Source organism: Curtobacterium sp. MCBA15_008, from assembly GCF_001865065.1.
Lineage (GTDB): Bacteria > Actinomycetota > Actinomycetes > Actinomycetales > Microbacteriaceae > Curtobacterium.
On the sequence record NZ_MJGN01000022.1, the window covers coordinates 1 to 25,058 of the forward strand.

24 protein-coding genes are annotated in these 25,058 nt (G+C 70.3%); 5 read left to right on the top strand and 19 right to left on the bottom strand.

What is annotated here, in order from left to right; translation table 11 throughout:
- Positions 1-283: 283 nt before the first annotated feature.
- From guaA to BIU96_RS10095, 5 genes are read right to left on the bottom strand one after another with little or no spacing between them, the layout of a single operon-like run.
- On the bottom strand, positions 284-1,864 hold the full coding sequence (gene guaA / locus BIU96_RS10075) for a glutamine-hydrolyzing GMP synthase (protein ID WP_071292489.1): 1,581 nt from the start codon (positions 1,862-1,864) through the stop codon (positions 284-286).
- Positions 1,861-2,307 carry a DUF3817 domain-containing protein gene (locus BIU96_RS10080; RefSeq protein WP_071292490.1) on the bottom strand — a complete coding sequence of 149 codons (447 nt, stop codon included), beginning with the start codon at positions 2,305-2,307 and terminating at the stop codon, positions 1,861-1,863. Before BIU96_RS10080 ends, guaA begins: the two co-directional genes overlap by 4 nt.
- Positions 2,308-2,317: 10 nt before the next feature.
- The gene (locus tag BIU96_RS10085) at positions 2,318-3,052 is read right to left on the bottom strand and encodes an SURF1 family cytochrome oxidase biogenesis protein (protein WP_175477511.1); all 735 of its coding nucleotides are present in this window, start codon (positions 3,050-3,052) and stop codon (positions 2,318-2,320) included.
- Positions 3,053-3,099: 47 nt separating this feature from the next.
- Positions 3,100-4,581, bottom strand: coding sequence for a cation:proton antiporter (locus BIU96_RS10090; RefSeq protein ID WP_071292492.1), 1,482 nt, complete (start codon positions 4,579-4,581; stop codon positions 3,100-3,102).
- 6 nt (positions 4,582-4,587) lie between these two features.
- On the bottom strand, positions 4,588-5,118 hold the full coding sequence (locus BIU96_RS10095; protein WP_071292493.1) for a cation:proton antiporter regulatory subunit: 531 nt from the start codon (positions 5,116-5,118) through the stop codon (positions 4,588-4,590).
- A gap of 75 nt (positions 5,119-5,193) precedes the next feature.
- On the opposite strand from BIU96_RS10095, the gene BIU96_RS10100 reads away from it, so the two are divergent.
- Positions 5,194-5,697 carry a hypothetical protein gene (locus BIU96_RS10100; protein ID WP_071292494.1) on the top strand — a complete coding sequence of 168 codons (504 nt, stop codon included), beginning with the start codon at positions 5,194-5,196 and terminating at the stop codon, positions 5,695-5,697.
- A gap of 88 nt (positions 5,698-5,785) precedes the next feature.
- Here the strand turns inward: BIU96_RS10100 and BIU96_RS10105 are convergent, their stop codons facing one another.
- The 7 genes from BIU96_RS10105 to BIU96_RS10135 form a co-directional block, all read right to left on the bottom strand.
- Complete coding sequence (locus BIU96_RS10105) at positions 5,786-7,678, bottom strand: glycerol-3-phosphate dehydrogenase/oxidase (protein ID WP_071292495.1); 1,893 nt, start codon at positions 7,676-7,678, stop codon at positions 5,786-5,788.
- 62 nt (positions 7,679-7,740) lie between these two features.
- Complete coding sequence (locus BIU96_RS10110) at positions 7,741-8,862, bottom strand: GuaB3 family IMP dehydrogenase-related protein (protein ID WP_071292496.1); 1,122 nt, start codon at positions 8,860-8,862, stop codon at positions 7,741-7,743.
- A gap of 73 nt (positions 8,863-8,935) precedes the next feature.
- Positions 8,936-9,127, bottom strand: coding sequence for a hypothetical protein (locus BIU96_RS19825; RefSeq protein ID WP_071292497.1), 192 nt, complete (start codon positions 9,125-9,127; stop codon positions 8,936-8,938).
- A gap of 178 nt (positions 9,128-9,305) precedes the next feature.
- Complete coding sequence (locus BIU96_RS10120; protein WP_071292498.1) at positions 9,306-10,124, bottom strand: ABC transporter ATP-binding protein; 819 nt, start codon at positions 10,122-10,124, stop codon at positions 9,306-9,308.
- Positions 10,121-11,005 (bottom strand): ABC transporter ATP-binding protein, encoded by an 885-nt coding sequence (locus BIU96_RS10125; RefSeq protein WP_071292499.1) that lies wholly within the window; start codon positions 11,003-11,005, stop codon positions 10,121-10,123. The genes BIU96_RS10120 and BIU96_RS10125 overlap by 4 nt, the downstream gene beginning before the upstream one ends.
- Positions 10,998-11,984 carry a branched-chain amino acid ABC transporter permease gene (locus BIU96_RS10130; RefSeq protein WP_071292500.1) on the bottom strand — a complete coding sequence of 329 codons (987 nt, stop codon included), beginning with the start codon at positions 11,982-11,984 and terminating at the stop codon, positions 10,998-11,000. Before BIU96_RS10130 ends, BIU96_RS10125 begins: the two co-directional genes overlap by 8 nt.
- Before the next feature lie 11 nt (positions 11,985-11,995).
- Complete coding sequence (locus BIU96_RS10135) at positions 11,996-13,204, bottom strand: branched-chain amino acid ABC transporter permease (protein ID WP_254786079.1); 1,209 nt, start codon at positions 13,202-13,204, stop codon at positions 11,996-11,998.
- A 564-nt stretch (positions 13,205-13,768) separates the two neighbouring features.
- Between BIU96_RS10135 and guaB the strand changes: the two genes are divergently transcribed.
- Together guaB and BIU96_RS10145 are read left to right on the top strand one after the other, a co-directional pair.
- On the top strand, positions 13,769-15,271 hold the full coding sequence (guaB, locus tag BIU96_RS10140; protein WP_071292501.1) for an IMP dehydrogenase: 1,503 nt from the start codon (positions 13,769-13,771) through the stop codon (positions 15,269-15,271).
- 186 nt (positions 15,272-15,457) lie between these two features.
- On the top strand, positions 15,458-16,327 hold the full coding sequence (locus BIU96_RS10145; RefSeq protein ID WP_071292502.1) for a hypothetical protein: 870 nt from the start codon (positions 15,458-15,460) through the stop codon (positions 16,325-16,327).
- Positions 16,328-16,425: 98 nt separating this feature from the next.
- Here the strand turns inward: BIU96_RS10145 and BIU96_RS10150 are convergent, their stop codons facing one another.
- Positions 16,426-17,244: an SDR family oxidoreductase gene (locus tag BIU96_RS10150; protein WP_071292503.1), complete on the bottom strand. Its 819-nt coding sequence runs from the start codon at positions 17,242-17,244 to the stop codon at positions 16,426-16,428.
- A gap of 280 nt (positions 17,245-17,524) precedes the next feature.
- On the opposite strand from BIU96_RS10150, the gene BIU96_RS10155 reads away from it, so the two are divergent.
- Positions 17,525-18,856, top strand: coding sequence for an ABC transporter substrate-binding protein (locus BIU96_RS10155; protein ID WP_071292504.1), 1,332 nt, complete (start codon positions 17,525-17,527; stop codon positions 18,854-18,856).
- 106 nt (positions 18,857-18,962) lie between these two features.
- Here the strand turns inward: BIU96_RS10155 and rarD are convergent, their stop codons facing one another.
- A complete protein-coding gene (gene rarD, locus BIU96_RS10160) occupies positions 18,963-19,925 on the bottom strand; it encodes an EamA family transporter RarD (RefSeq protein WP_071292505.1) in 963 nt (320 codons plus the stop codon).
- Between the two features lie 135 nt (positions 19,926-20,060).
- The gene (groES, locus tag BIU96_RS10165; RefSeq protein ID WP_071292506.1) at positions 20,061-20,357 is read right to left on the bottom strand and encodes a co-chaperone GroES; all 297 of its coding nucleotides are present in this window, start codon (positions 20,355-20,357) and stop codon (positions 20,061-20,063) included.
- Between the two features lie 160 nt (positions 20,358-20,517).
- On the opposite strand from groES, the gene BIU96_RS10170 reads away from it, so the two are divergent.
- Entirely contained in the window at positions 20,518-21,720 is a 1,203-nt protein-coding gene (locus BIU96_RS10170; RefSeq protein ID WP_071292507.1) for a class I SAM-dependent methyltransferase, read from the top strand.
- A gap of 114 nt (positions 21,721-21,834) precedes the next feature.
- On the opposite strand, the gene BIU96_RS20400 is transcribed toward BIU96_RS10170, so the two are convergent.
- The 4 genes from BIU96_RS20400 to tsaB all read right to left on the bottom strand — a co-directional run bounded on the left by BIU96_RS20400 (position 21,835) and on the right by tsaB (position 24,993).
- Positions 21,835-22,713 carry a DUF4190 domain-containing protein gene (locus BIU96_RS20400; protein WP_071292508.1) on the bottom strand — a complete coding sequence of 293 codons (879 nt, stop codon included), beginning with the start codon at positions 22,711-22,713 and terminating at the stop codon, positions 21,835-21,837.
- 87 nt (positions 22,714-22,800) lie between these two features.
- A complete protein-coding gene (gene tsaD / locus BIU96_RS10180; protein ID WP_071292509.1) occupies positions 22,801-23,850 on the bottom strand; it encodes a tRNA (adenosine(37)-N6)-threonylcarbamoyltransferase complex transferase subunit TsaD in 1,050 nt (349 codons plus the stop codon).
- A complete protein-coding gene (rimI, locus tag BIU96_RS10185) occupies positions 23,843-24,370 on the bottom strand; it encodes a ribosomal protein S18-alanine N-acetyltransferase (protein WP_139199954.1) in 528 nt (175 codons plus the stop codon). Before rimI ends, tsaD begins: the two co-directional genes overlap by 8 nt.
- Positions 24,367-24,993, bottom strand: coding sequence for a tRNA (adenosine(37)-N6)-threonylcarbamoyltransferase complex dimerization subunit type 1 TsaB (tsaB, locus tag BIU96_RS10190; RefSeq protein ID WP_071292575.1), 627 nt, complete (start codon positions 24,991-24,993; stop codon positions 24,367-24,369). Before tsaB ends, rimI begins: the two co-directional genes overlap by 4 nt.
- Between the last annotated feature and the right edge of the window lie 65 nt (positions 24,994-25,058).

The window sequence follows — 25,058 nt, forward strand, 5'->3', positions numbered from 1 at the left end:
CACCGGCCGGGCGCGGACGGTGCGGGCGGCTGGCGCGGGCGGAGTGGCCCGGGCGGGGTGGCCGGGCGTCGCGGGCGAGTGTCGGGCGCGAGGGCGCACGACACGCCGCGTGCGGGGCGCCGAGATCGCACGATGTGCCTCCGACCGACGTCGAGAGTGACCGATTGTGCGATCTCGAGCGGAGCGGGGCGGGGCGGGGCGGGGCGGGGCGGAGCGGAGCGGAGCCGGACGCGGAGAGGCCCGGCACGCGAGATGCGTGCCGGGCCTCGTCAGCGCGGGAGGGTCACTCCCACTCGATCGTCCCCGGCGGCTTCGACGTGACATCGAGCACGACACGGTTCACGTCGGGCACCTCGTTCGTGATGCGGTTCGAGATCTTCGCGAGGGTGTCGTACGGCAGACGGGTCCAGTCGGCGGTCATGGCGTCCTCCGACGAGACCGGACGCAGCACGATGGGGTGCCCGTACGTGCGACCGTCACCCTGGACGCCCACGGAGCGGACATCGGCGAGCAGGACGACCGGGCACTGCCAGATCTCCTCGTCGAGGCCGGCCGCGGTGAGCTCTTCACGCGCGATCTTGTCGGCCGCGCGGAGCAGCTCGAGGCGGTCCTTCGTGACCTCGCCGACGATGCGGATGCCGAGCCCCGGGCCGGGGAACGGCTGGCGGCCGACGATGACCTCGGGCAGCCCGAGCTCGCGACCGACCGCACGGACCTCGTCCTTGAACAGGGTGCGCAGCGGCTCGACGAGCTCGAACGTCATGTCGTCGGGCAGGCCGCCGACGTTGTGGTGCGACTTGATGTTCGCGGTACCCGCTCCGCCGCCGGACTCGACGACGTCGGGGTAGAGGGTGCCCTGCACGAGGAACTTGACCTCGGCGTCAGAGTCGGAAGCCTGCGCCTCGAGCACCAGGGCCTCGGCCGCGCCCTCGAACGTGCGGATGAACTCGCGCCCGATGATCTTGCGCTTCTGCTCCGGGTCGCTGACCCCGGCGAGGGCGTCGAGGAACTGCTGCTCGGCGTCGATCGTGATGAGCCGCACACCGGTGGAGGCGACGTAGTCCTCTTCCACCTGCTTGCGCTCGTCGGCACGGAGGAGCCCGTGGTCGACGAAGACGCAGGTCAGCTGGTCGCCGACGGCCTTGTGCACCAGGGCTGCGGCGACGGCGGAGTCGACACCACCGGAGAGTCCGGCGATGACCCGCGCGGACCCGACCTGCTCCTTGATGCGGGCGACCTGCTCCTCGATGACGTTCGCGGAGTTCCAGTCGCCGGGGAGCCCGGCGGCACGGTGCAGGAAGTTCTCGAGGACGGCCTGGCCGAACACGGAGTGCTTGACCTCGGGGTGCCACTGCACGCCGTAGAGCTTGCGCTCATCGGACGCGAACGCGGCGACCGGGGTGGAGGCGCTCGATGCGAGGACCTCGAAGCCCTCCGGCGCCTTCGCCACGGAGTCGCCGTGCGACATCCAGGTCACCTGCGTCTCGGGCTGGCCGCCGAGCAGGACGCTGTCGGTCCCGGTGACGTCGACTGACGTCGAGCCGTACTCGCGGAGGCCGGTGTTCGCGACCTCGCCGCCGAGCGCGGACGCCATGGCCTGGAAGCCGTAGCAGATGCCGAGCACGGGGACGCCGAGCTCGAGGATGTCGCCGTCGAGCGCGGGCGCCCCGGTCTCGTACACGGACGACGGACCGCCGGACAGCACGATCGCCGCCGGGTCCTTCGCGCGGATCTCCTCCGCCGTGATCGAGTGCGGGACGATCTCGCTGTAGACGTTCGCTTCGCGGACCCGACGCGCGATGAGCTGCGCGTACTGGGCTCCGAAGTCGACGACCAGGACGGGACGCTGTTCGGTCTCGCTCACCGAGCGGCCTCCTTCTCACGCTGCTGGGCAGCGGTCAGCTCGTGGTAGGTGTCCATGGCCTTCTGCTGCATGCGGTGCTCCACCACGAAGGACATGAAGGGGATGATGCCGCCCAGGGCGATGAGCAGGAAGCGGGACGGCCTCCAGCGCATGATGCTCCAGAGGCGGAAGTCGGTGAACAGGTACAGGACGTAGAGCCAGCCGTGCGCGATGAGGATCGCGATCGACAGGTTGAACGTGCCCGGTGCTTCACCGGCGGTGCCGTTCGGCACGAAGAACGGACCGTTGCCGAGCTGCATCTCGAGCTGGAGCGGCGTGTACTTGATGATGACCTCGATCACGAGGGCCAGCAGCAGCACACCGGTGATGTACGCGGAGACGCGGTACCACTTCACCGCGCCCGGGATCTTCGGGATGTCGCGGGTTCGGACGGTCAGAGCCATATCGGCCATCCTACCGTCGGAGCGCAGCGGCTTCGGCGGCGAGGGCGGCATCGCGCTCGTCCTCTTGCTCGCGCTCCCAGGCGTCCTTCACGAAGCGGTACCAGAGGAAGACGGCAAACCCCGCGAACACGACCCATTCGATCGCGTAGAAGAGGTTGAGCCAGTCGAACTGGACCTCGCGCGTGGGGGCTCGGTCGGCGATGGTGCCGAGGTCGGCGGCCTTCGCGGTGGCGCCGTCGGCGACCACGTATCCGAGGTACATCCGGTCGTCGAAGGACTTCCAAGTGTTCACGAACCGCGCGGGTGCGACCGCGGAGTACTCGCCCTTGTCGTAGGTGTCCTGGTCGGGTGACTCGGCCGGGTAGTAGCGCCCCTCGACGGTCATGCGCGCACCGTCGGTCAGGCGGTTCCCACCGGCGACCGCGTCGCTCCGCCGGTCGGACCAGCCGATGACGACCGGCAGGCTCGCCCCGCTGCCGGCATCGACCAGGTGCCCGACGGTCTGGTAGGTGCCGCCCCCACTGCGCCCGGTCAGGACGGTGGTGTCACCGGCGACGAAGGTGCCGGTGACGGTGACCTTCTGCCCGGCGAGCGTCTCCGTCGCGGGCTGCATCGGCTTCGTCACCGCGTCGAGCGTCTTGCGGGTCTCGGTGGTCTCCGGCAGCGGTTTGCCGTTGGCGATGCTTCGCTCGAGCTGCCACTTGCCCAGCCCCGCGAACACCGCCGCGAGCACGAGCGCCAGCAACAGCAGCGCGATCCACCTCGGTCGTCGGGCTACGGCCCACATTCGTATCAGTACTCCGGATCGCGCTGTCGCACCGGGCGTTCGGGACGCTCGGCGGGGATCTCGACGGACGACGTCACGGGTTCGTCGTCCGGCTCCAGGGACCCATTGTCGCGGTCTTCCTTGCCCGCTGCCTCCACGAGGGCGAACTCCTCGGCGAACTGGCGGTCGCGTTCGGCCCGACGGGCGGCGGCCGCGGCGTCCTGGTCGGCGACGCCGGCCTCTGCAGCGGTGTCGACGGCCTCGTCGAGGGCCGGGCCGGCCGGCAGCGTGACGCTGGACCGGCCGAGCCGGGCGCGCAGTCGGGAGCGCAGCCGCGAGACGCGCGCCGGGCGCACGACCAGGCGTCCGATGCGGTCGGAGTTCACCGCGAGGAGCGGCCCGAGGATCGCCATCACGAGGACGTAGAGACCGGCGAAGGCGGTGATCCGCGCTTCGAGCCCGGCGGCGGCCGAGAGCGTCGCGAGGATCAGGGCGAACTCGCCGCGGTTCACCAGGATGACCGCGGTGTTGATGCCCTGCTGGACGTTGAAGCCGTTCATGCGCGCCACGATCTGCCCGGCGACGGCGTTCAGCACGACCGTCATGCCGATGGCGCCGAGCACGGGCCAGAGGACCTCGCCGAACGTGGACAGGTCGAGCCCGAGGCCGAAGTTCACGAAGAAGAACGCCGCGAAGACGTCGCGCATCGGGAGTGCGAGCTGTTCGATGCGGTCGCGGTAGCGCGTGGCACCGCAGAGCAGGCCGATCACGAACGCGCCGATCGCGTCGGTGACCCCGAGCAGGTCGCCGATGCCGCCGAACATCACCGCGAGGCCGAAGAACAGCACCGTGAAGAGCTCGTCGTCGCGGGTGGCGAAGATCTTCGACACCCACTTGCCCGCGAACCGGGCGAGGGTGAACATCACGATGAGGAACCCGAACGCCAGGCCGAGCTTGCCGACCACCGCCCAGATGTTCGTGTCGCCGGAGAGCACCACGGAGACGATCGCGAGGTAGATCGCGATGAAGACGTCCTCGATGACGGTCACGCCGAGGATCATCGGCGTCTCGTCGTTGGCGAGTCGTCGCAGCTCGATGAGGAGCTTCGTGACGATCGCGCTCGACGAGGTCGCCGTCATGCCCGCGATGATCAGGGCCTCGCGCGTTCCCCACCCGAGCGAGAACCCGAAGGCGAACCCGACGCCCATGTTGATCGCGACGTAGGTGCCGCCGGACACGAGGAGCTTGCCGGCGTTGCCGTAGAACTCCTCTTGGTCGAACTCCAACCCGAGGTTGAAGAGCAGCAGGATCAGCCCGAACGTCGCGATGAGCTCGATCGTGTGCGACTCGACGCTCAGCCCGATCCACGGGGTGTGCGGACTCGCGATGAGTCCGACGATCATGTAGATCGGGATCGCGGGCAGGCCGATGGTCTTGCCCAGTCGTCCGAGGACGTAGGCGATGAGGAACAGGCCGCCGATGGTCAGCAGCTCACCACCCAGGTGCACCGGGGGTCAGCTCCTGGGCGGCGCCTCGGCGGCCGCGGCCGCGAGCTGTCCGCTGCGGTAGAACGAGAACGCCTTGGCGACCTTCTCCGGGGCACCGGCGACGACGATCGTGTCGCCGGGGAAGACGACGAAGTCCGAGGACGGCGCCGGGTTCGCGCTGTCGCCGCGGACGACCGCGACGACGGTGAGGCCGATGAAGCCCGAGTCGTGCAGGTCGCCGAGGGGCTTGCCCGCGATGGCGTCGTCGTAGTCGACCGAGAACCAGTCGATCGACAGACCCGGGATCTCGTCGAGCTTGTCGAGGCCCTCGGTGATCCGGGTGCCTCCGAGCAGTTCGGCGAGGGTGTGCGCTTCGTCCTCACTGAGGCGGAGCGAGACCTTCTCGGACTTGTCCGCGCCGTCGGAGACGTCGGCGAACGAGATGAGGTCGGAGTGCCCCGACCGGTGCGTGATGACACCGCACTTGCCACCGTCGTCGGTGTAGAAGCTGTGCAGCACGCCGACTCCGGGGAGTTTGACGCGATGGACGTCGACCATGATGGCTCCCTTTTCGAGTACCCCGATGATAACCACCAGGACCGCCCGCGCATTCCGCTCACTAGAGTTCTGTGGATGGGGAGAACACGGATCGTCGTGGCCGTCGTCGGGGTGCTGGTCGTGACGGTGTACGCGGCCTTGCTCGCGGTGCAGCAACTCGTGCTGGATCCGCTCGCGGCGGTGCCGGGCACCTCGCTCGGTGCGATCCACGCGCACCTCGAACGGCAGGGGTTCGACGTCCGCGGTGACGTCGTCGCCGTCCTCGTCACGGCGGCGATCGGTGTCGCGCTGGCGATCGTGGTGGCGACGGTGACGCTGTGGCGGCGCGTGGAACCGCACTTCGTCGTCGCCTGGATGCTCGGGATCATCGCGGCGGGTGCGGTCCCGTTCTTCGCCGCCGGCTTCCAGCTCGGCATGGACGTCGCCGACGCCTACGGGGTCAGCGGCGGCGCCCACACCGCCTGGGCCGGTGTCCTGTACGTCACGAGCCTGGTCGCATTGGTCGCGATCCCGGTGGTGATCGTGTTCGGCGAGCGGCGACGCGCCCTCCGGGCCACGTCGGGACCGCGGGTCGCCTGACGGAAGCGGGTCGCGCCTCCAGTCCGTTCGTCAGCCTGGAGGCGCGACACCCGTCGTCGACGCCGGTCGCGTCCGACCGGGGTCGGCCCTACTCCGGTTCGGTCGTCTTCTCGCCGACCACCTGGTCGTCGGACGCCTTCGCGCCCTCCGCACCGCTCGATCGTCCGCCTCCGACCACGACGTCGTCCTCGTCGAAGCCGAACGCGATGTCCGGCGCCTCGAGCCGCACCCGGTCGGCGGACTCGTCGTCCGGCTGCAGCTGCGACTCCCGCTCGGCAGCGACCCGCTTGAGGTAGTTCGACACCTCGTTCTCGGTGGTCTCCTGGTCCCAGCCGAGCACGTCGGCCATCAGCCGGGCGGCGACGGGGGCAGCGGACTCGCCACGGTCCCACGCCTCGATCGAGATGCGCGTGCGGCGGGCGAGGACGTCCTCCAGGTGCAGAGCCCCCTCGTGCGAGGCGGCGTACACGACCTCCGCCCCGATGTAGTCGTCGGCCCCGGGCAGCGGCTCGGCGAGGGACGGGTCCTGCTGGACGAGCTGCAGGACCTCGGTCGCGAGGGTGCCGTACCGGTTGAGGAGGTGCTCGATGCGGACCTTGTGCACGCCGAAGCTGCGTGCGGTGCGCCCACGGCGGTTCCACGCGGCCGGGTAGCCCTCGGCGCCGAGCAGCGGGATGTCCTCCGTCGTCGAGCCGGGGATCTTGCCGTCCATCGCGGCGACGGCCTCGTCGATGGCGTCCTTGCCCATCACGCGGTAGGTCGTCCACTTGCCGCCGGCGACCACCACGAGCCCCGGCACGGTGTGCGCGACGACGTGCTCACGGCTGAGCTTCGACGTCTGCTCGGACTCCCCCGCCAGGAGCGGTCGGAGTCCCGCGTAGACGCCCTCGACGTCCTCGCGCGTGAGCGGCACCGCGAGCACCTTGTTGACGTGCTCGAGGATGTAGTCGATGTCCGCAGCCGTGGCCGCCGGGTGCGCCTTGTCGAGGTACCAGTCGGTGTCGGTGGTGCCGACGAGCCAGTGCCGGCCCCACGGGATCACGAACAGCACGCTCTTCTCGGTGCGGAGGATCATGCCCGTGTTCGACTGGAACCGGTCGCGCGGGATCACCAGGTGCACGCCCTTCGACGACCGCACCTTGAACTGCCCGCGTGTGCCGATCATGGCCTGGGTGTCGTCGGTCCAGACGCCCGTCGCGTTCACGACCTGCTTCGCCCGGATGTCGAACTTCTCGCCGGTCTGGATGTCGTGCGCGTGCGCTCCGACGACCCGCTCCCCGACCTTGATGAAGCCCTCGATCCGGACCCGGGCCGCGGCGTGCGCGCCGTACGAGGCGGCGGTGCGGACGAGCGACGCGACGTAGCGGGCGTCGTCGACCTGGGCGTCGTAGTAGGTCATGCCGCCCACGAAGGCGTCCTTCTTCAGGCCCGGCATGTTCTTGAGCACCTGGGTGCGGCTGAGGTGTCGGTGGTGCGGGACCCCCGGCGGGCGTCCGCCGCTCCAGCTGAACACGTCGTACATCGCCATGCCGATGCCGATGTAGAACCGCTCCCACACGCGGTGGTTGAGCGGGTACAGGAAGCGCACCGGCTTCACCAGGTGCGGCGCGATCCGCTGCAGGAGCAGCCCGCGTTCGATGAGGGCCTCGCGCACGAGCGCGAAGTTGAGCTGCTCGAGGTAGCGGATGCCACCGTGCACAAGCTTCGACGACCGGCTGGACGTGCCCGAACCCCAGTCGCGGGCCTCGACGATGCCGACGCTCAGGCCGCGGGTCACGGCGTCGAGCGCACTGCCCCCGCCGACGATCCCGCCGCCGATCACCAGGACGTCGAGCTCCTTGGTCTTCAGCGCCTCGATCGCGGCGTCGCGTTCGTCCGGGCCGAGCTTCGCCGAGGGGTCGAACCCGACCCCCGGTGCGGGTCCCGCCGGCCGCGCGGGCCTGGTCGCGCTGGACGTGCTGGTGCTGCTGGTCGTCGCCATCGTCGCCTCCGTGTCAGCGTCGGCGCCGAGGCGTCACCCGTGACGCTGCACGGGTGCCACCGTCAGTGCTGGTGGTACGGCGCCACGACCACTTCTACTCGCTGGAACTCCTTGACGTCGGAGTATCCGGTCGTCGCCATCGACCGACGCAGTGCGCCGACGATGTTCGCGCGGCCGTCCCACGTCGGCGTCGGGCCGTGCAGGACGTTCTCGAGCGGGGCGATCGTGCCCACCTCGACCCGGCGGCCGCGGGGCAGCTCCGGGTGGTGCGCCTCGGCACCCCAGTGGAAGCCGCCGCCCGGTGCCTCGGCCGCACGGGCCAGCGCGGTGCCGAGCATGACGGCGTCGGCGCCCATCGCGATCGCCTTCACGACGTCGCCCGCGGTGTCGAGCCCGCCGTCGGCGATGACGTGCACGTACCGGCCGCCGGACTCGTCCATGTAGTCGCGGCGAGCGCCGGCGATGTCCGCGACGGCCGTGGCCATCGGGGCGTGGATGCCGAGCGCCGCACGGGTCGTCGAGGCGGCGCCACCGCCGAAGCCGACGAGGACACCGGCGGCACCGGTGCGCATGAGGTGCAGCGCCGCCGTGTAGGTGGAGGCACCGCCCACGATCACCGGGACGTCGAGCTCGTAGATGAACTTCTTGAGGTTGAGGGGCTCGGTGTTCTGCGACACGTGCTCGGCCGACACCGTCGTGCCGCGGATCACGAACAGGTCGACACCGGCGTCGACGACGGTCTGCGAGAACTCCTGCGTGCGCTGCGGGCTGAGCGACCCGGCGACGGGGACCCCGGCGGCACGGATCTCGGCCAGGCGCGCGGTGATCAGCTCGGCCTTGACCGGCTCGGAGTAGATCTCCTGCATGCGCTTCGTGACGTTGCCGTCGGTGAGCGCCTTGATCTCGTCGTAGTAGGGCGCCGGGTCCTCGTAGCGGGTCCAGAGCCCCTCGAGGTCGAGCACGCCCAGCATGCCGAGCTTGCCCATCTGGATGACCGTGGCCGGCGAGGCGACGGAGTCCATCGGGGCCGACAGGATCGGCGACTCGAACGTGAACGCGTCGATCGACCACTGCACGCTGACGTCCTGCGGGTCGCGCGTCCGTCGCGAGGGGACCACCGCGATGTCGTCGAACGCGTACGCCCGACGTCCGCGCTTGCCTGCACCGATCTCGACTTCACTCACCCGGCAAGCCTAGCGGTCGTGTCCCCCGGGTGACACGGGCGGCCGGTACAGCGCCGGGGTCGGCCGACGGGGCTCAGCGCGGCGGGCGCGGACGGGCCCGGCGCTTCCGCAGCGCCCGGAGCACCAGGCCGAGCAGGAGCGCCAGCACCACGAGGACCCCGAGGAGCGCCGCGGCGACCTTCACCAGGAGTGCGGCACCGACGAAGAGCGCGGCGAACACCAGCCAGACGAGGGCGTCGAGCACGAGGGGTCCGGGGGTGCGCACGTCCGGAACGATACCGACCCTGCGGGGGCGAGCCGCGCCTCCAGGCCGTCAGCCGCACCTGCCGGGGGCGGGACGCTGCGTGAGGAGGAGGGCCGTGCGGCGCTGAGCGTCAATCGCACGACCCTCCTCGGTGCGGATGTCGCCCCCACAGCGGCACCCACGAGTCGACTCTGCCCGCTCAGCGAGCGGAGTCGACGTCCTTGGCGAGCGTCCCCAGGTAGAGCTCGATGACCTTCGGGTCGTCGGCGAGCTCCTTCCCGGTGCCCGAGTACGCGTTCCGCCCCTGGTCGAGCACGTACCCACGATCGCAGATCTGCAGACAGCGTCGCGCGTTCTGCTCCACCATCACGATCGACACACCGGCCTTGTTGATCCGGCGCGTGCGGATGAACGTCTCGTCCTGCCGCACCGGCGACAGACCGGCCGACGGCTCGTCGAGCAGGAGCACCTTCGGGTCCATCATCAGCGCGCGCGCCATCGCGACCGACTGCCGCTCACCGCCCGACAGCGACCCGGCCCGCTGGCCCTTGCGCTGCCCGAGGACGGGGAACAGGTCGTAGATGACCTCGAGCCGCTCGGCGAACTTCTTGGGCCGCAGGTACAGCCCCATCTGCAGGTTCTCCTCGATGGAGAGCGACGGGAAGACGTTGTTCGTCTGGGGGACGAAGCCGACGCCGGCCTGCACGAGCTTGTTCGCCTTGAGGTTCGTGATGTCCTCGCCCTGCAGGGTCACCGATCCCTCGCGGACGGACACCAGGCCGAACAGCGCCTTGAGGAGCGTCGACTTCCCCGCCCCGTTCGGGCCGATGATGCCGATGAGCTCGCCCGGGTAGCAGTCGAGGTCGCAGCCGTTCAGGATGTTGACGCCCGGCAGGTACCCGGCGACGAGGTTCTTCGCGCTCAGCACCGGCTCGCGGTGCAGGGTGGCCGTGCCGGCCTGCGCCGCTTCCGGACTGGAGGCGCTGCTCGCGTTCGTGGGGTCCGTCGCGTCCGTCATCGGGTCGCCTCCTGCTCGTCTTCTTCGGCTACTTCCTCGGCGAGCTCCTCGTAGGTCTCCTCGTTGAGGAGCGAGTCGTCACCGAGGTCGGTGTCGTGGTGCGCACCGAGGTACGCGTCGATGACCGCGCGGTCGTCCATCACCGTGTCGGCCGGGCCCTCGGCGACGACCTTGCCCTCGGCCATCACGACGACCCAGTCCGAGATGTGCCGGACCATGTGCATGTCGTGCTCGACGAACAGCACGGTCATGCCGTCGTCGCGGAGGGACTTGATGTGCCCGAGGAGCGACTGGGTGAGCGCCGGGTTCACGCCCGCCATCGGCTCGTCGAGCATGATCATCGTCGGGTCGGACATGAGCGCCCGGGCCATCTCGAGGAGCTTCCGCTGCCCCCCGGACAGCGACCCGGCGTAGTCGTCCGCCTTGTCGTCGAGCTTGAAGCGGGCGAGGAGCTCCTCGGCCTTCGCGGTGATCTCCCGCTCGCGCTTCGCCCACACCGGCTTGATCAGCGCGGCGAAGAAGTTCTCGCCCGGCTGGTCACGGGCACCGAGCAGCATGTTCTGCATCACCGTCAGACGGCTCAGGGCCTTGGTGAGCTGGAACGTGCGGACCATGCCCTTGTTCGCGATGTGGGTCGCACTCGTCTTCTGCAGCGTCGCGCCGTCGAAGCGCGTCTTCGCGCCGGGGCTCGGCTTGTCGAACCCCGTGAGCAGGTTGAAGAACGTCGTCTTGCCGGCGCCGTTCGGGCCGATGAGGGCCGTGATCGAGCCGCGCTGGACCTCGAGGTGGTCGACGTCGACCGCGGTCATGCCGCCGAAGTGGCGGGTGACGTCGTCGACCACCAGGATCGGGTCGGCCTTGGGGTGGCTGTACTCAGACACTGAACGTCAGCTCCTTCTTGTTGCCGAGGAGTCCCTGTGGACGGAACACGATGAGGAGCATGAGCGCGACGCCGACGAGCACGTAGGAGAACTGCTCCGCCTGCTGCGCGTTCATGATCGAGTTCGGGATGAAGTCGCCGGCCAGGGTGCGGATGAGGAGCCGGAGCACGAAGAAGAGCACCGAGCCGAGCACCGGACCGAAGACCGTCGCAGCACCACCGAGGATGAGCGCCGTCCAGATGAAGAACGTCATCGAGCGGCCCATCGCGTCCGGCTGCACCGAACTCGGCAGGACGTAGATGATGCCCGCGATCGCGCCGAGCGCACCACCGAACACGAGCGCCTGCATCTTGTACGAGTAGACGTTCTTGCCGAGGGAGCGGACGGCGTCCTCGTCCTCGCGGATGGCCTTCAGGACACGGCCCCACGGGCTGCGCATGAGCAGGAACAGCACGAGGGTGAACAGGGCGACGAGACCCCACGCCGCGATGCGGATCCACCAGCCGTTGACCCCGTTGTTCGAGTACGTGAACCACAGGATCGTGGTGGTGCCGTCGGGCAGCGGGCTGAGGGCGTTGAACGGATCGCGGTAGCTCGACCCGGTGATGCCGTTCGAGCCGCCGGTCGTCGAGGTGAGCAGACTCGAGCGACCCACCATGCGGATGATCTCGGCGCCGGAGATCGTCACGATCGCCAGGTAGTCGCCGCGCAACCGCAGGGTCGGGATGCCGAGGATGATCGCGAACACGATGGCCACCAGCAGGGCGACCAGGACCGCCATCACGAAGGGCAGCCCGTTCGTGATCGAGATCGCGAAGCCGTAGGCGCCGAGCAGCAGGAACGCCGCCTGGCCCATGTTGATGAGACCGGTGAGTCCGAAGTGGACGTTCAGGCCGATCGCGGCGAGCGCGAACGCTGCCGTCGTCGGGGCGAGTGCCTCCTGGGTGAGCGAGGACAGCAGGTTGAGGATGTAGTCCATGGCGGCGCTCCTTAGCCGATCCGCTCGGCGCGACCGAAGATGCCCTGCGGCCGGAACAGCAGGATGAGGATGAGGATCACGAGGGCGGTGGCGTACTTGAAGTCACCGGGGAGCACGAGGTTCGTGAGCTCGACGACGATGCCGATGATCATCGAACCGACGAGTGCGCCGTACGCGGTGCCGAGGCCGCCGAGCGTGACCGAGGCGAACATGAGCAGCAGCAGCTGGAGGCCGGTCTGCCAGTTCACGCCGTTCAGCACGAGACCGAGCATCACGCCGGAGAGCCCCGCGAGGCCGGCGGCGAGCGTCCACACGAACCGGATCACGCGGTCGACGTCGATGCCGGACGCGCTGGCCAGGGCCGGGTTGTCGGACACAGCCCGGGTCGCGCGGCCGAACCGGGTCTTCGCGAGGAACAACCCGGTGGCGACGAGCACCACGAGTGCGATCGCCATCGCCACGTAGGACTGCACCGTGAGGGTGATGCCCGCGAACGTGACCGTCTCGGGGTTGCCCTGCTGGATGCGGACCGTCGAGGCGCCGAAGAAGTACTGGAACGCGTACTGGGCGGCGATCGACAGGCCGATCGTCACGATCATGAGCTGCGTCAGGCTGATGCGCTTGCGTCGCAGCGGCCGCCAGATGCCGGCGTCCTGCAGCCACCCGGTCGCGGCGCACAGCAGCGTGACGACGATGCCGGTCAGCCAGATGTTCCAGCCGAGCTGGTTCGCGAACAGGTAGGCGAGGAGGCCACCGAGGGTCACCTGCTCACCGTGCGAGAAGCTCGACAGGCCCGTGGTGCCGTAGATGAGCGAGAGTCCCACCGACGCCAGCGCGATGAGGAGCCCGAGCCGGATCCCGGAGACGAACTGCTGCCAGACGCGGGCGGCGCTGACGCTCGAGGTCGCCTCGGACGTCGTCGCTCCCTGCTGGTCGGACAGCTGGAAGATCTGCCCCGAGTTGGCGTTGAGCGACGCGTTCACCGTGCGGTCCGCGTCCTCGGCGTCGGTCAGGTACTGGCCCTTCGGCAGGCTGTCCTGGTCGACCCGCACCGTGTAGCGGCCGGCCTCGTCCACGCGGACCGACCAGCGGCCGGCGTCGGTGGTCGTCGCCGTCTGGTCGAAGCCGCCGGGACCCGTGACGTCCACGTCGACGCCCTCGGCGGGCTTCCGCTCCGAGTCGAGGATCGTGCCCTGGATGCACCCGTTGGTCGGGCTCACCGTGCATGGCTGCGACGACGCCGGGGCGCTGCTGCTGCTGGCGGACGGACTGCTCGTCGCCGCGTGCGCCGCGGGCGCCACTGCCCAGTCGATCGCGAAGGTGGCGAGGAAAGCGAGGAAGAGTACTGCGGCGAGGACCAGGCGCTTGCGACCTGGCGCTCCTCGGCGGAACCGGCGCCGCAGCGCTGATCCCGGCGGAGTGATGGAACCCACGGATGAGCCTCTCGTTCGGATAGTCGAGGAACCTAGGGGTTTTTTGTGTCCCCCGTGTTTCCATCACGTTCCCTGGAGAAATCGTGCCGCAACCGTGATCCTCCTCAGGAAGCGCGGCCCCGGATCCACTGGGTTCGGCCCGTCCGGTCGGTGCAGCAGGCTCATCCGGTGAGCGCGCTCGCCCCGCTCTCGTCGTGCTCTCGCCGCGCGCTCGTCGCGCGCTCGTCCCGGTCTCGTCCCGCTCTCGTCCCGAGGAATGGCGGGGCACCTGGCCGCGTTAGCATGTCCTATCCGGAAACCCGTCGTCGCGTTCTCGGAGCAACCACTTCACCTCGCCCACGAAGGGGACCCATGGACCAGCCGGATCCGTTCGGATTCATCGGACTCACGTACGACGACGTCATGCTCCTGCCGGGGCACACCGACGTCATCCCGAGCGAGGCGTCGACGACGTCCCGGCTCACCAAGCGGATCTCGGTCAACGTGCCGCTGCTCTCCGCCGCCATGGACACCGTGACCGAGGCCCGGATGGCGATCGCCATGGCCCGCCAGGGTGGCATCGGCATCCTGCACCGCAACATGTCCATCGACGACCAGGCCGCCTACGTCGACAAGGTGAAGCGCTCCGAGTCGGGCATGATCACCAACCCGGTCACCACCCGTCCCGACGCCACCGTCGCCGAGGTGGACGCCCTCTGCGGGCAGTTCCGCGTCTCCGGCCTGCCGGTGGTGGAGCGCGACGGCACGCTCGTCGGGATCATCACGAACCGCGACATGCGCTTCGTCGCACCGTTCGAGATGGCGACGACCTTCGTCCGCGACGTCATGACGAAGGCCCCGCTCATCACCGCGATGGAGGGCATCGACCCCGAGGAAGCGGTGGCGATCTTCGCGCAGCACAAGATCGAGAAGCTGCCCCTGGTGGACGCCGACGGCAAGCTCCGCGGCCTCATCACCGTGAAGGACTTCGACAAGAGCGAGAAGTACCCCGACGCCACGAAGGACGACGAGGGCCGCCTGCGCGTCGGCGCCGCCATCGGGTTCTTCGGCGACGCCTGGCAGCGCGCCGAAGCCCTGCTCGAGGCGGGCGTGGACGTGCTCGTCGTCGACACCGCGAACGGCGAGAGCGAGGGCGTGCTCGACATGGTCCGTCGCCTGAAGGCCGACCCGCGCTTCGACGGCGTGGACGTCATCGGCGGCAACGTCGCGACCCGTCAGGGCGCACAGGCACTCATCGACGCGGGCGTCGACGCCGTCAAGGTGGGCGTCGGCCCCGGTTCGATCTGCACCACCCGCGTGGTCGCCGGCGTCGGCGTCCCGCAGGTCACCGCCGTGTACGAGGCATCGCTCGCCGCTCGAGAGGCCGGCGTGCCGGTCATCGCCGACGGCGGCCTGCAGTACTCGGGCGACATCGCGAAGGCCCTCGTGGCCGGTGCCGACACGGTCATGCTCGGCTCGCTCCTGGCGGGCACCGACGAGTCTCCGGGCGACCTGGTCTTCGTCGGCGGCAAGCAGTTCAAGGCGTACCGCGGGATGGGCTCCCTCGGCGCGCTGCAGACCCGCGGCGAGAAGACCTCGTACTCGAAGGACCGGTACTTCCAGGCCGACGTCCCCTCGGACGAGAAGCTCATCCCCGAGGGCATCGAGGGACAGGTGCCCTACCGCGGCTCGGTCGCGAACGCCGTGTACCAGCTCGTCGGCGGCCTGCGGCAGTCGATGTTCTACGTCGGTGGCCGCACGGTGCCGGAGCTGAAGGCGCGTGGCAAGTTCGTCCGCATCACCGCGGCCGGGCTCAAGGAGTCGCACCCGCACGACATCAAGATGGTCGTCGAGGCGCCGAACTACCGCGGCTGACCCGGCTGGCTCCGGCCCCGTGCCACCCCCGCAAAACGCAACGTCGGCGGTTTCTCGCAGCGTCATACCGCTGCGAGGAGCCGCCGACGTTGCGTTTCAGCGGGCCTCGGACTGGGAGCGCAGGAGTTCTCCACAGATCGCCACCTGTGGCGCCGTGCCGGCCGATGCGTCGAGCACGCTCGTCGCATGGACGCACCACCACGACTCATCCTGCTGACCTCGGACGACCGGCACTCGCAGCACGCGGTGCGACGCGGTGAACTCGTCCGCGTCACGCACGGTGTCGCCGTCGACCAGTCGGCGTGGCACGCGGCCTCCGTCCAGCAGCGAGCACGCATCGAACTGGAGGCAGTGGTCACCTCGATCGGTGAGTGGCGCGTGCTCTCACACCGATCGGCTGCGCTGTTGTGGGGGCTCCCCGACGTCGATCGCCTCGACCGCCGCGTGCACGTCACGGATCCGCTCCTGAGCACCACGCACTCCGGTCGCAGGGTGGTCCGTCACGCGGCACCGCTCCTCGCTGACGAGATCGTGGTGGTCGATGGTCGGCGCGTCACGTCCCTCATCCGGACCGTGGTCGACACCGTCCGGAGCACGTCGTTCGAGAACGCCGTCGCCGTCCTCGACCACGTCCTGCGCGAACGACTCTCGGACGTCGACGAGATCGGCCGCGCGTTCGCCGCGTGGCCGTCCCCGCGCGGCATGACGAAGGGCCGACGGGCACTCCGGTTCGCCGACCCGCTCGCGGACTCACCCGGAGATTCGGTGAGCCGCGTCCGACTCGACGAGGACGGCTTTCCACCGCCGGTGCTCCAACAGTCGTTCGGACCGTTCCGCGTCGACTTCTGGTGGGCACGTGCGGGGATCATCGGCGAGTTCGACGGACTCGGGAAGTACGAGGACGTGGACGCGGTACGCCGAGAGAAGTCCCGCGAACAGTCGCTGCTCCTGCGCCCCGAGGTCCGTCGCGTCGTCCGCTGGGGCTGGACCGAGGTCCGGACGCCCGGCCGCTTGCAGGCAGTCCTCCGCGCAGCGGGCTTGCCGACCGGCGCGTGAGCGCAAAACGCAACTCGGGCGGCTCTCCGCAGCGCTGTACCGCTGCGAGAAACCGCCCGAGTTGCGTTTTGCGGGGGCCCCGAACCTCGCGCGCCGCCCTACGCGCTCCGCCACTCGTCCGACGTGATGTGCGAGCCGCCGTGCGGTCCCATCTGCAGCATGCCGCCGTCGACCGGCAGCGACACCCCCGTGATGTACGACGACGCGGGCGACGCCAGGAACGCCACCGCCGCCGCGATCTCCCACGCGTTGCCGGGTCGGCCGAGCGGGACCCCCGGACGCGCGATGGTGTGCGGGTCCTGGTCCTCGGCGCCGGTCATCCGCGTGGCGATCTCCCCCGGCGCGACGGCGTTCGCCGTGATCCCGTGCTCGGCGAGCTCGATCGCGATGGTCTTGAGCAGCCCGCCGAGCCCGTGCTTGGCGGCGTCGTAGGCGGCCGACCCGTACCGGGGCTGGTGCTCGTGCACGCTCGTGATCCCGATGACCCGACCACCGGTGCCCTGCGCGACCATCCGTCGGGCGGCCGCCTGGATGGTGACGAAGGCACCGTCGAGGTCCGTCGCGACGGTGTGCCGCCACTGGTCGAGCGTGAGGTCGAGGAACGGCGCGTTGTCACCGGTCCCCGCGTCGGCGACGATGACGTCCACCCCGCCGAGCTGCTCGGCGAGGCGGTCGATCACGGCGCCGGCCTGGTCGAGCTGCGTGACGTCGATCTGTTCGACGAAGACGCGGCGGCCGGCATCGCGCACCTCGGCCGCGGTCTGCTCCGCGCGCTCGGGCTCGGACAGGTACGTGATTCCGACGTCCATGCCAGCGGCCGCGAGGGCCACGGCGGTCGCTCGACCGATGCCGGACTCGGCTCCGGTGACGATCGCGCGCGTGGGGCGGAAGGTGGTGGTCGAGGTCGGTTCGCTCATGTCCGGGGACCGTACGCGGAGGCCTCCGCGGCGTCCGTCAGCTTGCGCGCGCTCCGGTCAGGCGGCGACGGCGACCCACCCCGACCGTCCGGTCGGTCAGCTCATCAGGGGTTCCGTACGTCTGTACAGATTCATCACGGGTCTGTAACGAAACACCCAGGGGTGGATGAACGACACACGGGCGAAACACATCCGCCCTAGCTTTCTCGACATCCCACGTGGAGGACGCCGCGCTCGACCCGATGCGGCTCGGCCTCCGCGCAGAGAAAGGGCTCCACGGATGATCAGAACCACCCGTGCCACCACGGCACTGGCGGTGGCGGGAGCGGCAGCGCTCCTCCTCGCCGCCTGTTCCACCACCTCGGGCGACACCTCGCCGTCCTCGTCCGCCTCGGGCGGAGCGAAGAAGGACCCCGCCGCCAGCTGCAAGGCCCCTGACACCCCCGGTACCGACGCGCTGAAGATCGGCACGATCCTGCCGCTCACCGGTTCGCTCGCGTACCTCAACCCGCCCGCCGAGTCCGGTGTCGGCCTCGCGGTGCAGGACATCAACGCGGCCGGCGGCGTGCTCGACAAGGACGTCACGATCGACCCCGCCACCGACTCGGGCGACAGCAACGACATGACCGTGTCGAGCTCGGCGGCGACGAAGCTCGTGAACGCCAAGGTGCCGGTCGCGATCGGCGCCGAGTCCTCGAGCGTCACGCTCAACGTCATCGACCAGCTGACGAGCAACTGCATCGTGGAGATCTCCCCCGCCAACACGGCGGCGGACCTGTCGGGCTACTCGTCGTACTACTACCGGACCGCTCCGCCGGACTCGGTGCAGGGGTCGGCGCTCGGCCAGCTCGTCACGGGTGACGGCAACGCCAAGGTCGCGTTCCTGGTCTTCAACGACACCTACGGCACGGGGCTCCGCAACACCGTGCAGAAGGCCGTCGAGGACTCGGGCGGCTCGATCGTCTACGGCGGCAAGGGCAAGGGCCAGGAGTTCCCGCCCGGACAGACCACGTTCTCGTCCGAGGTGACGGCCGCGCTGGCCGCGAAGCCCGACGCGATCGTCGTCCTGGCCTTCGACGAGACGAAGTCGATCATCCCGGAGCTCGTCTCGCAGGGGAACAAGGCGAAGATCTACATGTCGGACGGCAACACCGCCGACTACTCGAAGGACTTCGACAAGGGCACGCTGACCGGCGCGCAGGGCACCATCCCCGGCGCCTCGCCGAAGGACGAGTTCAAGCAGCAGCTCGCCGCCTTCTACAAGAAGTCGTCCGGCAAGGACCTGGCCGACTACTCGTACGCGGCCGAGTCCTACGACGCCACCGTCCTCGCCGCGCTGGCCGCGGTGAAGGGCAAGGGCACGGACTCGGGCACCATCCAGGCCAACATGGCCAAGGTGTCCGGAGCCGACGGCGGCACCGAGTGCTCGACGTTCAAGGACTGCGTCGCCCTGCTCGACAAGGGTGAGGACATCCACTACACGGGTCCGTCGGGCATCGGTCCGTTCGACGACAACAACGACCCGTCGAGCGCCTACATCGGCATCTACAAGTTCGACGGCGACAACAAGCCCGTCTACCAGAGCGCCATCCAGGGCTCGATCAAGAAGTAGGACACCAGAACCACCCCTCGAGAGCGACAGTTCTCCGCGGAACCCCCGTGGAGAACTGTCGCTTTCGCGGTGCGGGCGGGCGGCCTGGAGGCGCGGCTCAGCCCCGTCAGACCGGCTCGGCCGGCGCGGATGCGAGCGCCCGGCGCCGCGACGCCCGAGCCGCCGCGAAGGAGTCGACGGTCAGGATGACCAGCGCGAGCCACACGATGCCGAAGCCAAACCACCGCGCTCCCGACATCGGCTCGTGCTGCACGACCACCCCCACGAGCAGCTGCATGATCGGCGCGAGGTACTGCGTCAGCCCGAGCGTGGACAGGCTCACCCGCCGCGCCGACGACGCGAACAGCAGCAGCGGCACCGCCGTCGCCGGCCCGGTCAGCAGCGTGACGAGGACGTGCACCCAGCCCTCGCTCGTGAACGTCAGTCCGCCGCCGAGGCCGGTCGTGCCGAGCACGACGAGCGCCACGACCGCGATCGGCAGCAGCCACACGGTCTCGATCGTCAGGCCGCTCAGGGCGTCTACGGTGCCGCCGACCCGCTTCTTCACGAGGCCGTACAGGCCGAACGAGAACGCGAGCGCCAGGGAGATCCACGGCATCCGGCCGTAGCCGACCGCGATCACGACGACCGCCACGACGCTGATGCCGACGGCCGCCCACTGCGCGGGACGGAGGCGTTCGCGGAGCACCAGCACGCCGAGCGCGATCGTGACGAGCGGGTTGATGAAGTACCCGAGCGCCGCCTCGACCGTGTGGCCGGTGGTCGTGGCAGCGACGTACACGGTCCAGTTCACCAGGATGAGCACCGCGGCCAGGCCCATCACGAGCATCACCCGGCGCTGCGCCATCAGGGTGCGGGTCCGCAGCCACGAACGGGTCACGGCGATCGCGACCGCGCAGAACACCAGCCCGAAGACGATGCGCCACGCGACGATCTCGAACGCGCCGGCGGGGGCCATCGCCGCGAAGAGCAGCGGCATGAGTCCCCAGAGTCCGTACGCGACGATGCCCTGGACGACACCCACGGATGCCTCGCTGCGGGGCGGACGCGCCGGACTCGGTTCACTCACGGAACCATCCTAGGAAGCCGGACCGACGCTGCGGACGGACACCGTGCCTCCCGGCCGCCGCGACGTGACCACCGACCGGACGCGAGAACGCCCCGCCGGCCGGAGCCAACGGGGCGTTCTCGGTGAGTACTGGACTCAGTGCTCGATGACCGCGAGGACGTCGCGGGCCGAGAGGACGAGGAGGTCCTCGCCCGAGTACTTGACCTCGGTGCCGCCGTACTTCGAGTAGATGACCTTGTCACCCACGGCGACGTCGAGCGGGACGCGGTTGCCGTTGTCGTCGATACGACCCGGACCCACGGCGACGACCTCGCCCTCCTGGGGCTTCTCCTTCGCGGTGTCCGGGATGACCAGACCGGAAGCGGTGGTCTGCTCCGCCTCGACCTGGCGGATGACGATGCGATCCTCGAGCGGCTTGATGCTGACGGCCACGGTGACCTCTTCTTTCTCGGTAGAGACTCGGTACTGATGAAAACCGGGTTGGCACTACGCACAGGAGAGTGCCAACGCCAACTCTAGGAGGTCGTTGGCACTCGGTCAATCCGAGTGCCAACCCAGGTCGAGCCTCTCGGCGACCTGGGAGGATCGACGCGTGGAAGCCGCCGACCTCGCCCAGTTGCTCACCCCCGCGGGGATGGCCCTGCTCGACCGTACCCCGGCCGTCTCGGACGGCGGTGAGATCGTGCGGGTCGTCGCTCGGCTGCGGGCCGAAGGGCACGATCCCGGGCTCGTGGCAGCGGTCCTGACGCAGGCGAAGCTCCGGCAGAAGGCGCGGGGGAAGTTCGGCGACTTCGCGGCCCGCATGCTCTTCACCGAGGCCGGCCTCGAGCAGGCCACCCGCCTGCAGGTCGCCGCACAGCACGCCGGACGCTTCGCAGCCGCAGGGCTGACCCGGGTCGCCGACCTCGGCTGCGGGATCGGCGGGGACGCGTTGGCGATGGCGGCGCTCGACCTCGACGTCACCGCCGTCGACCGCGACGAGGTGACCGCGGCCGTCGCCACGCACAACCTCGCACCCTGGCCGAACGCCCGGGTCGAACTCGGCGACGCGGCGTCGTTCGACGTGTCCACGGTCGACGGCGTCTGGATGGACCCCGCACGACGCACCTCCGGTCACTCGGACACCCGCCGCCTGGCGGACCCGGACGACTGGTCGCCGTCGCTCGACACCGTGTTCGCAGCCGCGACGACGACCCCCACCGGTGTGAAGCTCGGTCCGGGCGTCGACCGCGACCTGATCCCGGACACCGCCGAGGCGCAGTGGACCTCCGTCGACCGCGAGGTCGTCGAACTCGCCCTGTGGTTCGGCCCGCTCGCCCGACCGGGCGTCCGGCGCGCCGCGACCGTGATCGGGTCGCACGGCATCGCCGAACTCGTCGGGGCCGCCGACGCCGAGGACGTGGAGGTCGGTCCCCTCGGCTCGTACCTCTACGAACCCGACGGCGCCGTCATCCGGGCGCGCCTCATCGGAGACCTCGCGCGCTCCCTCGACGGCCGCATGCTCTCCGAGGGCATCGCGTACGTGACCTCCGACCGGGCCGTCACCACCCCGTTCGCGCAGGGGTTCCGCGTGCTCGACACGATGCCGCTCGACGTGAAGAAGCTCGCGGCACGTCTCGCGGCCGACGACGTCGGCACGGTGGAGATCAAGAAGCGCGGCGTCGACGTCGACCCGGCGCAGTTCCGCAAGCGGCTGCGGTTGCGTGGCAGCGGTCGCGTCACGCTCGTGCTCACCCGCCTGGAGGGACGGCACACCGCGATCTTGTGCGAACGGCTCTCCGAGACGGCCGGGTAGGGCGCGGTTCGGGCGGGATCCGCACAACGGAAGTGGCCCCGAATCGCGGGATTCCGCGGTTCGAGGCCACTTCGGTTGTGCGAACGGCCGGTTCGCCGGGCCGGGCTGGCCGGGTCAGCCGATGAAGGCGCCCGAGTCGTAGCTGTTGTAGTCGTAGTCCGACGAGTACGACCCGGAGATCGCCCCGATGACCACGAAGAGCCCGACGATCAGGATGAACAGGCCCGTCAGTGCCCATCCGCCGATGACCCCGGCGAGCGCCAGACCGCGGCCGCCCTCACCGGACTGCTTGATCTTGCCGAGGGCGATGTGGCCCATGATCGCGCCGGCGGGGCTCGCCAGGATCACGAGCGGCCAGATGATGATGCCGCCGAACGCGAAGACGATCGAGAGGATCGCGAGCGTGTTCGTCTTCGGACGCTGCGCGTACGGCTGGTAGCCGGCGGGGGCGTAGGGGTTCTGCTGGCCGGTCGCATACGGGTTCTGCGGGGCGCCGTAGCCGGGCTGCCCGCCCTGCTGGCCGTACTGAGCGCCCGGCTGACTGCTCTGCTGCTGGCCGTACTGACCGCTCGGTTGGCCGGGTGCGGCGTACGGGTTCTGCGGGGCGCCGGAGCCCGGCTGGCCGTTCTGCTGGCCGTACTGTCCGCCCTGGCCGTACTGCCCGCCCTGCTGGCCGTACTGGCCGCTCTGCTGACCGGGAGCGGCGTACGGGTTCTGTGGAGCCGCGTACCCACCCGAGACGCCCTGCGTCGCCGATCCCTGGCCGGACTGCGCCCACGGGTCAGTCGGCGCAGGGGCGGGGGCGGATGCCGGGGCTTCCGGGGCGGAGGCGCCGTACTGCTGCGACTGGCCGCCGTCGGCCTGCCCACCGTCGTACTGCCCGGCGTCAGGCTGTCCGGACGTCGGCTGCGCGCTCTGCTCCGGCTGGTTCGCTGACGCGCCACCCTCCGGCGTCGTCTCGCCCGGCTTCGGCCACTGGTTCTGATCGGACACCGTCCACCCCTCTCGGCACCTCGGTCGTCGGTGCCCTGTGAATCCTCCCACAGACGACTTGCCGCCGCCCTGGGACGGTGCGCGGGGTCAGACCTGGACGGTCGTCACCGGCAGCGTCGAGTCCGCAGCGATGCCGAGGTCGCTCGGCGCGCGCCCCTCCGCGACCAACCGCGCACCGATGGCCGCGATCATCGCGCCGTTGTCGGTGCAGAGGTCGAGCGGCGGGATCCGGAGCTCGACCCCGGCCGCCGCACAGCGTTCCTCGGCCACCGCTCGGAGCCGGGCGTTCGCCACGACACCGCCGCCGAGCAGGAGTCGGTCGACCCCGGTGTCCCGGCAGGCGTTCAGCGCCTTCGTGATGAGCACGTCGACCACGGCCTCGCGGAAGCTCGCGGCGACGTCGGCCACCGGGACCTCGCGACCTTCGTCACGGCACCGCTCCACCCAGCGTGCGACCGAGGTCTTCAGCCCGGAGAACGAGAAGTCGTAGCGGTGCGCGGCCAGGTCCTTCGGCAGCGTCAGGCCGCGTGGGAACCGGATCGCCGTCGGGTCGCCGTCGGCTGCCGCCCGGTCGATCTGCGGGCCGCCGGGGTACGGCAGCCCGAGCAGTCGTGCGACCTTGTCGAACGCTTCGCCCGCGGCGTCGTCGATCGTCTCGCCCAGGAGTTCGACGTCCCCGACCAGGTCGCGCACGAGCAGCAGCGACGTGTGCCCGCCGGACACCAGCAGCGCCACCGTCGGCAGGTCGATCTCGGTGCCGTCCGCCCGCAGGACGTCGGCCCCGACGTGTCCGACCAGGTGGTTCACGCCGTACAGGGGCTTGCCCGTCGCCACGGCGAGGGCCTTCGCCGCGCCGACGCCGACCATGAGTGCTCCGGCCAGGCCCGGGCCCGCGGTCACCGCGACGGCGTCGAGCTCGTCGAGCGTGACGCCCGCCTGCTCCAGCGCGGCCTCGAGCGTCGGCGTCATCGCCTCGAGGTGTGCGCGTGCGGCCACCTCGGGCACGACGCCGCCGTAGCGCGCGTGCTCCTCCATGCTCGACGCGATGACGTTCGCGAGCAGGGTGCTCCCCCGCACGATCCCGACGCCGGTCTCGTCGCAGCTCGTCTCGATGCCGAGCACCAGTGGTTCAGCCATCGAGGGCCTCCTGTCCGATCGGTCCCGGGCCGTCCGTGGCACCGTGCGGGAGCTCCGCGCGCATCACCCACGCGTCGACGCCGTCCGGCTGGTAGTAGCGGGGACGGACCGCGATCCGCTCGAACCCGAACGCGGTGTACATCGCCTGCGCGACGGGGTTGTCGGCGCGGACCTCGAGGAAGACCTCGTGCACGCCACGGCGTCGGGCCTCGTCGAGGAGCTCGGTGAAGAGCACCCGGCCGATGCCCTTCCCCCGCTGGTCGGCGGCGACCGCGATGGTCTGCACGTCCGCCACCGGGTTACCGGCGAGCGACGAGAGCCCGGCGTAGCCGACGACCGTCGGCGCACCGCCCTCGGTCGTCTCGACGACGACGTAGTACCCGTGCGGCGAGTACAGCTCACCGGACATCTGCGACGCCGACCACGCGTCCGTCGGGAACGACGCGTGCTCGAGCCACATCACGTCGTCGAGGTCCTGCGGGTGGGCGCGCCGCAGGCGCAGGCCATCGGGCAGGGTCACTGCTTGACCCGCTTCGGCGCGCCCGGCATCGTCACGTCGGGATCACGCAGGTAGAGCGGGGTGTCGTCGGCGAAGGGCGCACCGGACGCGAGCCGGTCCACGGCGAGCGCCCCGAGCCTCCAGGCCGGGATGGACGCGACGGTCACGCGGTCCCAGCCCACCGCTTCTGGCCTGGAGGCGCGGATCGCCTCGTCGAGGTCCGCCGGCTTGGCGAGTCCGGGGCCGGCCACGCGGACGCCGTCGGCGTCGTAGACGCTCCAGTAGACCTCGCGGCGTCGGGCGTCCGTGAGGACGACGAACGGGCCGCCCTGCGGCTGGTCGGCCGCGACCCCGTCGTGGCTGACCAGCGGGAGCAAGGGGACTCCGCGAGCCGCGGCGAAGGTGCGGGCGGCGGCGATGCCGACGCGGAGGCCGGTGAACGGTCCGGGGCCCATGCCCGCGACGACGGCGGTGACCTCGGCGGGGCTGATGCCGGCCTCGTCGAGGACCTCGGCGAGGAAGGGGCCGATCACCTCGGCGTGCCGACGGCTGTCCTCGGTGTCGCGGGTCGCGAGTGCGCGGCCGGTCGTCGGGTCGACGACGGCGACGGAGGTCCCGGCGGAGGTGTCGATCGCGAGCAGCACCCGTCCATCGTAGGCGTGGCGGACGGTCCCCACTGCGGCACTCAGTCCTCGGCCAGGCGGCCCGC

Coding starts and splice junctions, on each gene's coding strand:
- BIU96_RS10095 (WP_071292493.1), bottom strand. CDS start 5,118: ATGGTCGACGTCCATCGCGTCAAACTCCCCGGAGTCGGCGTGCTGCAC.
- BIU96_RS10120 (WP_071292498.1), bottom strand. CDS start 10,124: ATGACGGACGCGACGGACCCCACGAACGCGAGCAGCGCCTCCAGTCCG.
- BIU96_RS10105 (WP_071292495.1), bottom strand. CDS start 7,678: ATGGCGACGACCAGCAGCACCAGCACGTCCAGCGCGACCAGGCCCGCG.
- BIU96_RS10150 (WP_071292503.1), bottom strand. CDS start 17,244: ATGAGCGAACCGACCTCGACCACCACCTTCCGCCCCACGCGCGCGATC.
- BIU96_RS10080 (WP_071292490.1), bottom strand. CDS start 2,307: ATGGCTCTGACCGTCCGAACCCGCGACATCCCGAAGATCCCGGGCGCG.
- BIU96_RS10155 (WP_071292504.1), top strand. CDS start 17,525: ATGATCAGAACCACCCGTGCCACCACGGCACTGGCGGTGGCGGGAGCG.
- BIU96_RS10145 (WP_071292502.1), top strand. CDS start 15,458: ATGGACGCACCACCACGACTCATCCTGCTGACCTCGGACGACCGGCAC.
- BIU96_RS10130 (WP_071292500.1), bottom strand. CDS start 11,984: ATGGACTACATCCTCAACCTGCTGTCCTCGCTCACCCAGGAGGCACTC.
- BIU96_RS10100 (WP_071292494.1), top strand. CDS start 5,194: ATGGGGAGAACACGGATCGTCGTGGCCGTCGTCGGGGTGCTGGTCGTG.
- guaB (WP_071292501.1), top strand. CDS start 13,769: ATGGACCAGCCGGATCCGTTCGGATTCATCGGACTCACGTACGACGAC.
- tsaD (WP_071292509.1), bottom strand. CDS start 23,850: ATGGCTGAACCACTGGTGCTCGGCATCGAGACGAGCTGCGACGAGACC.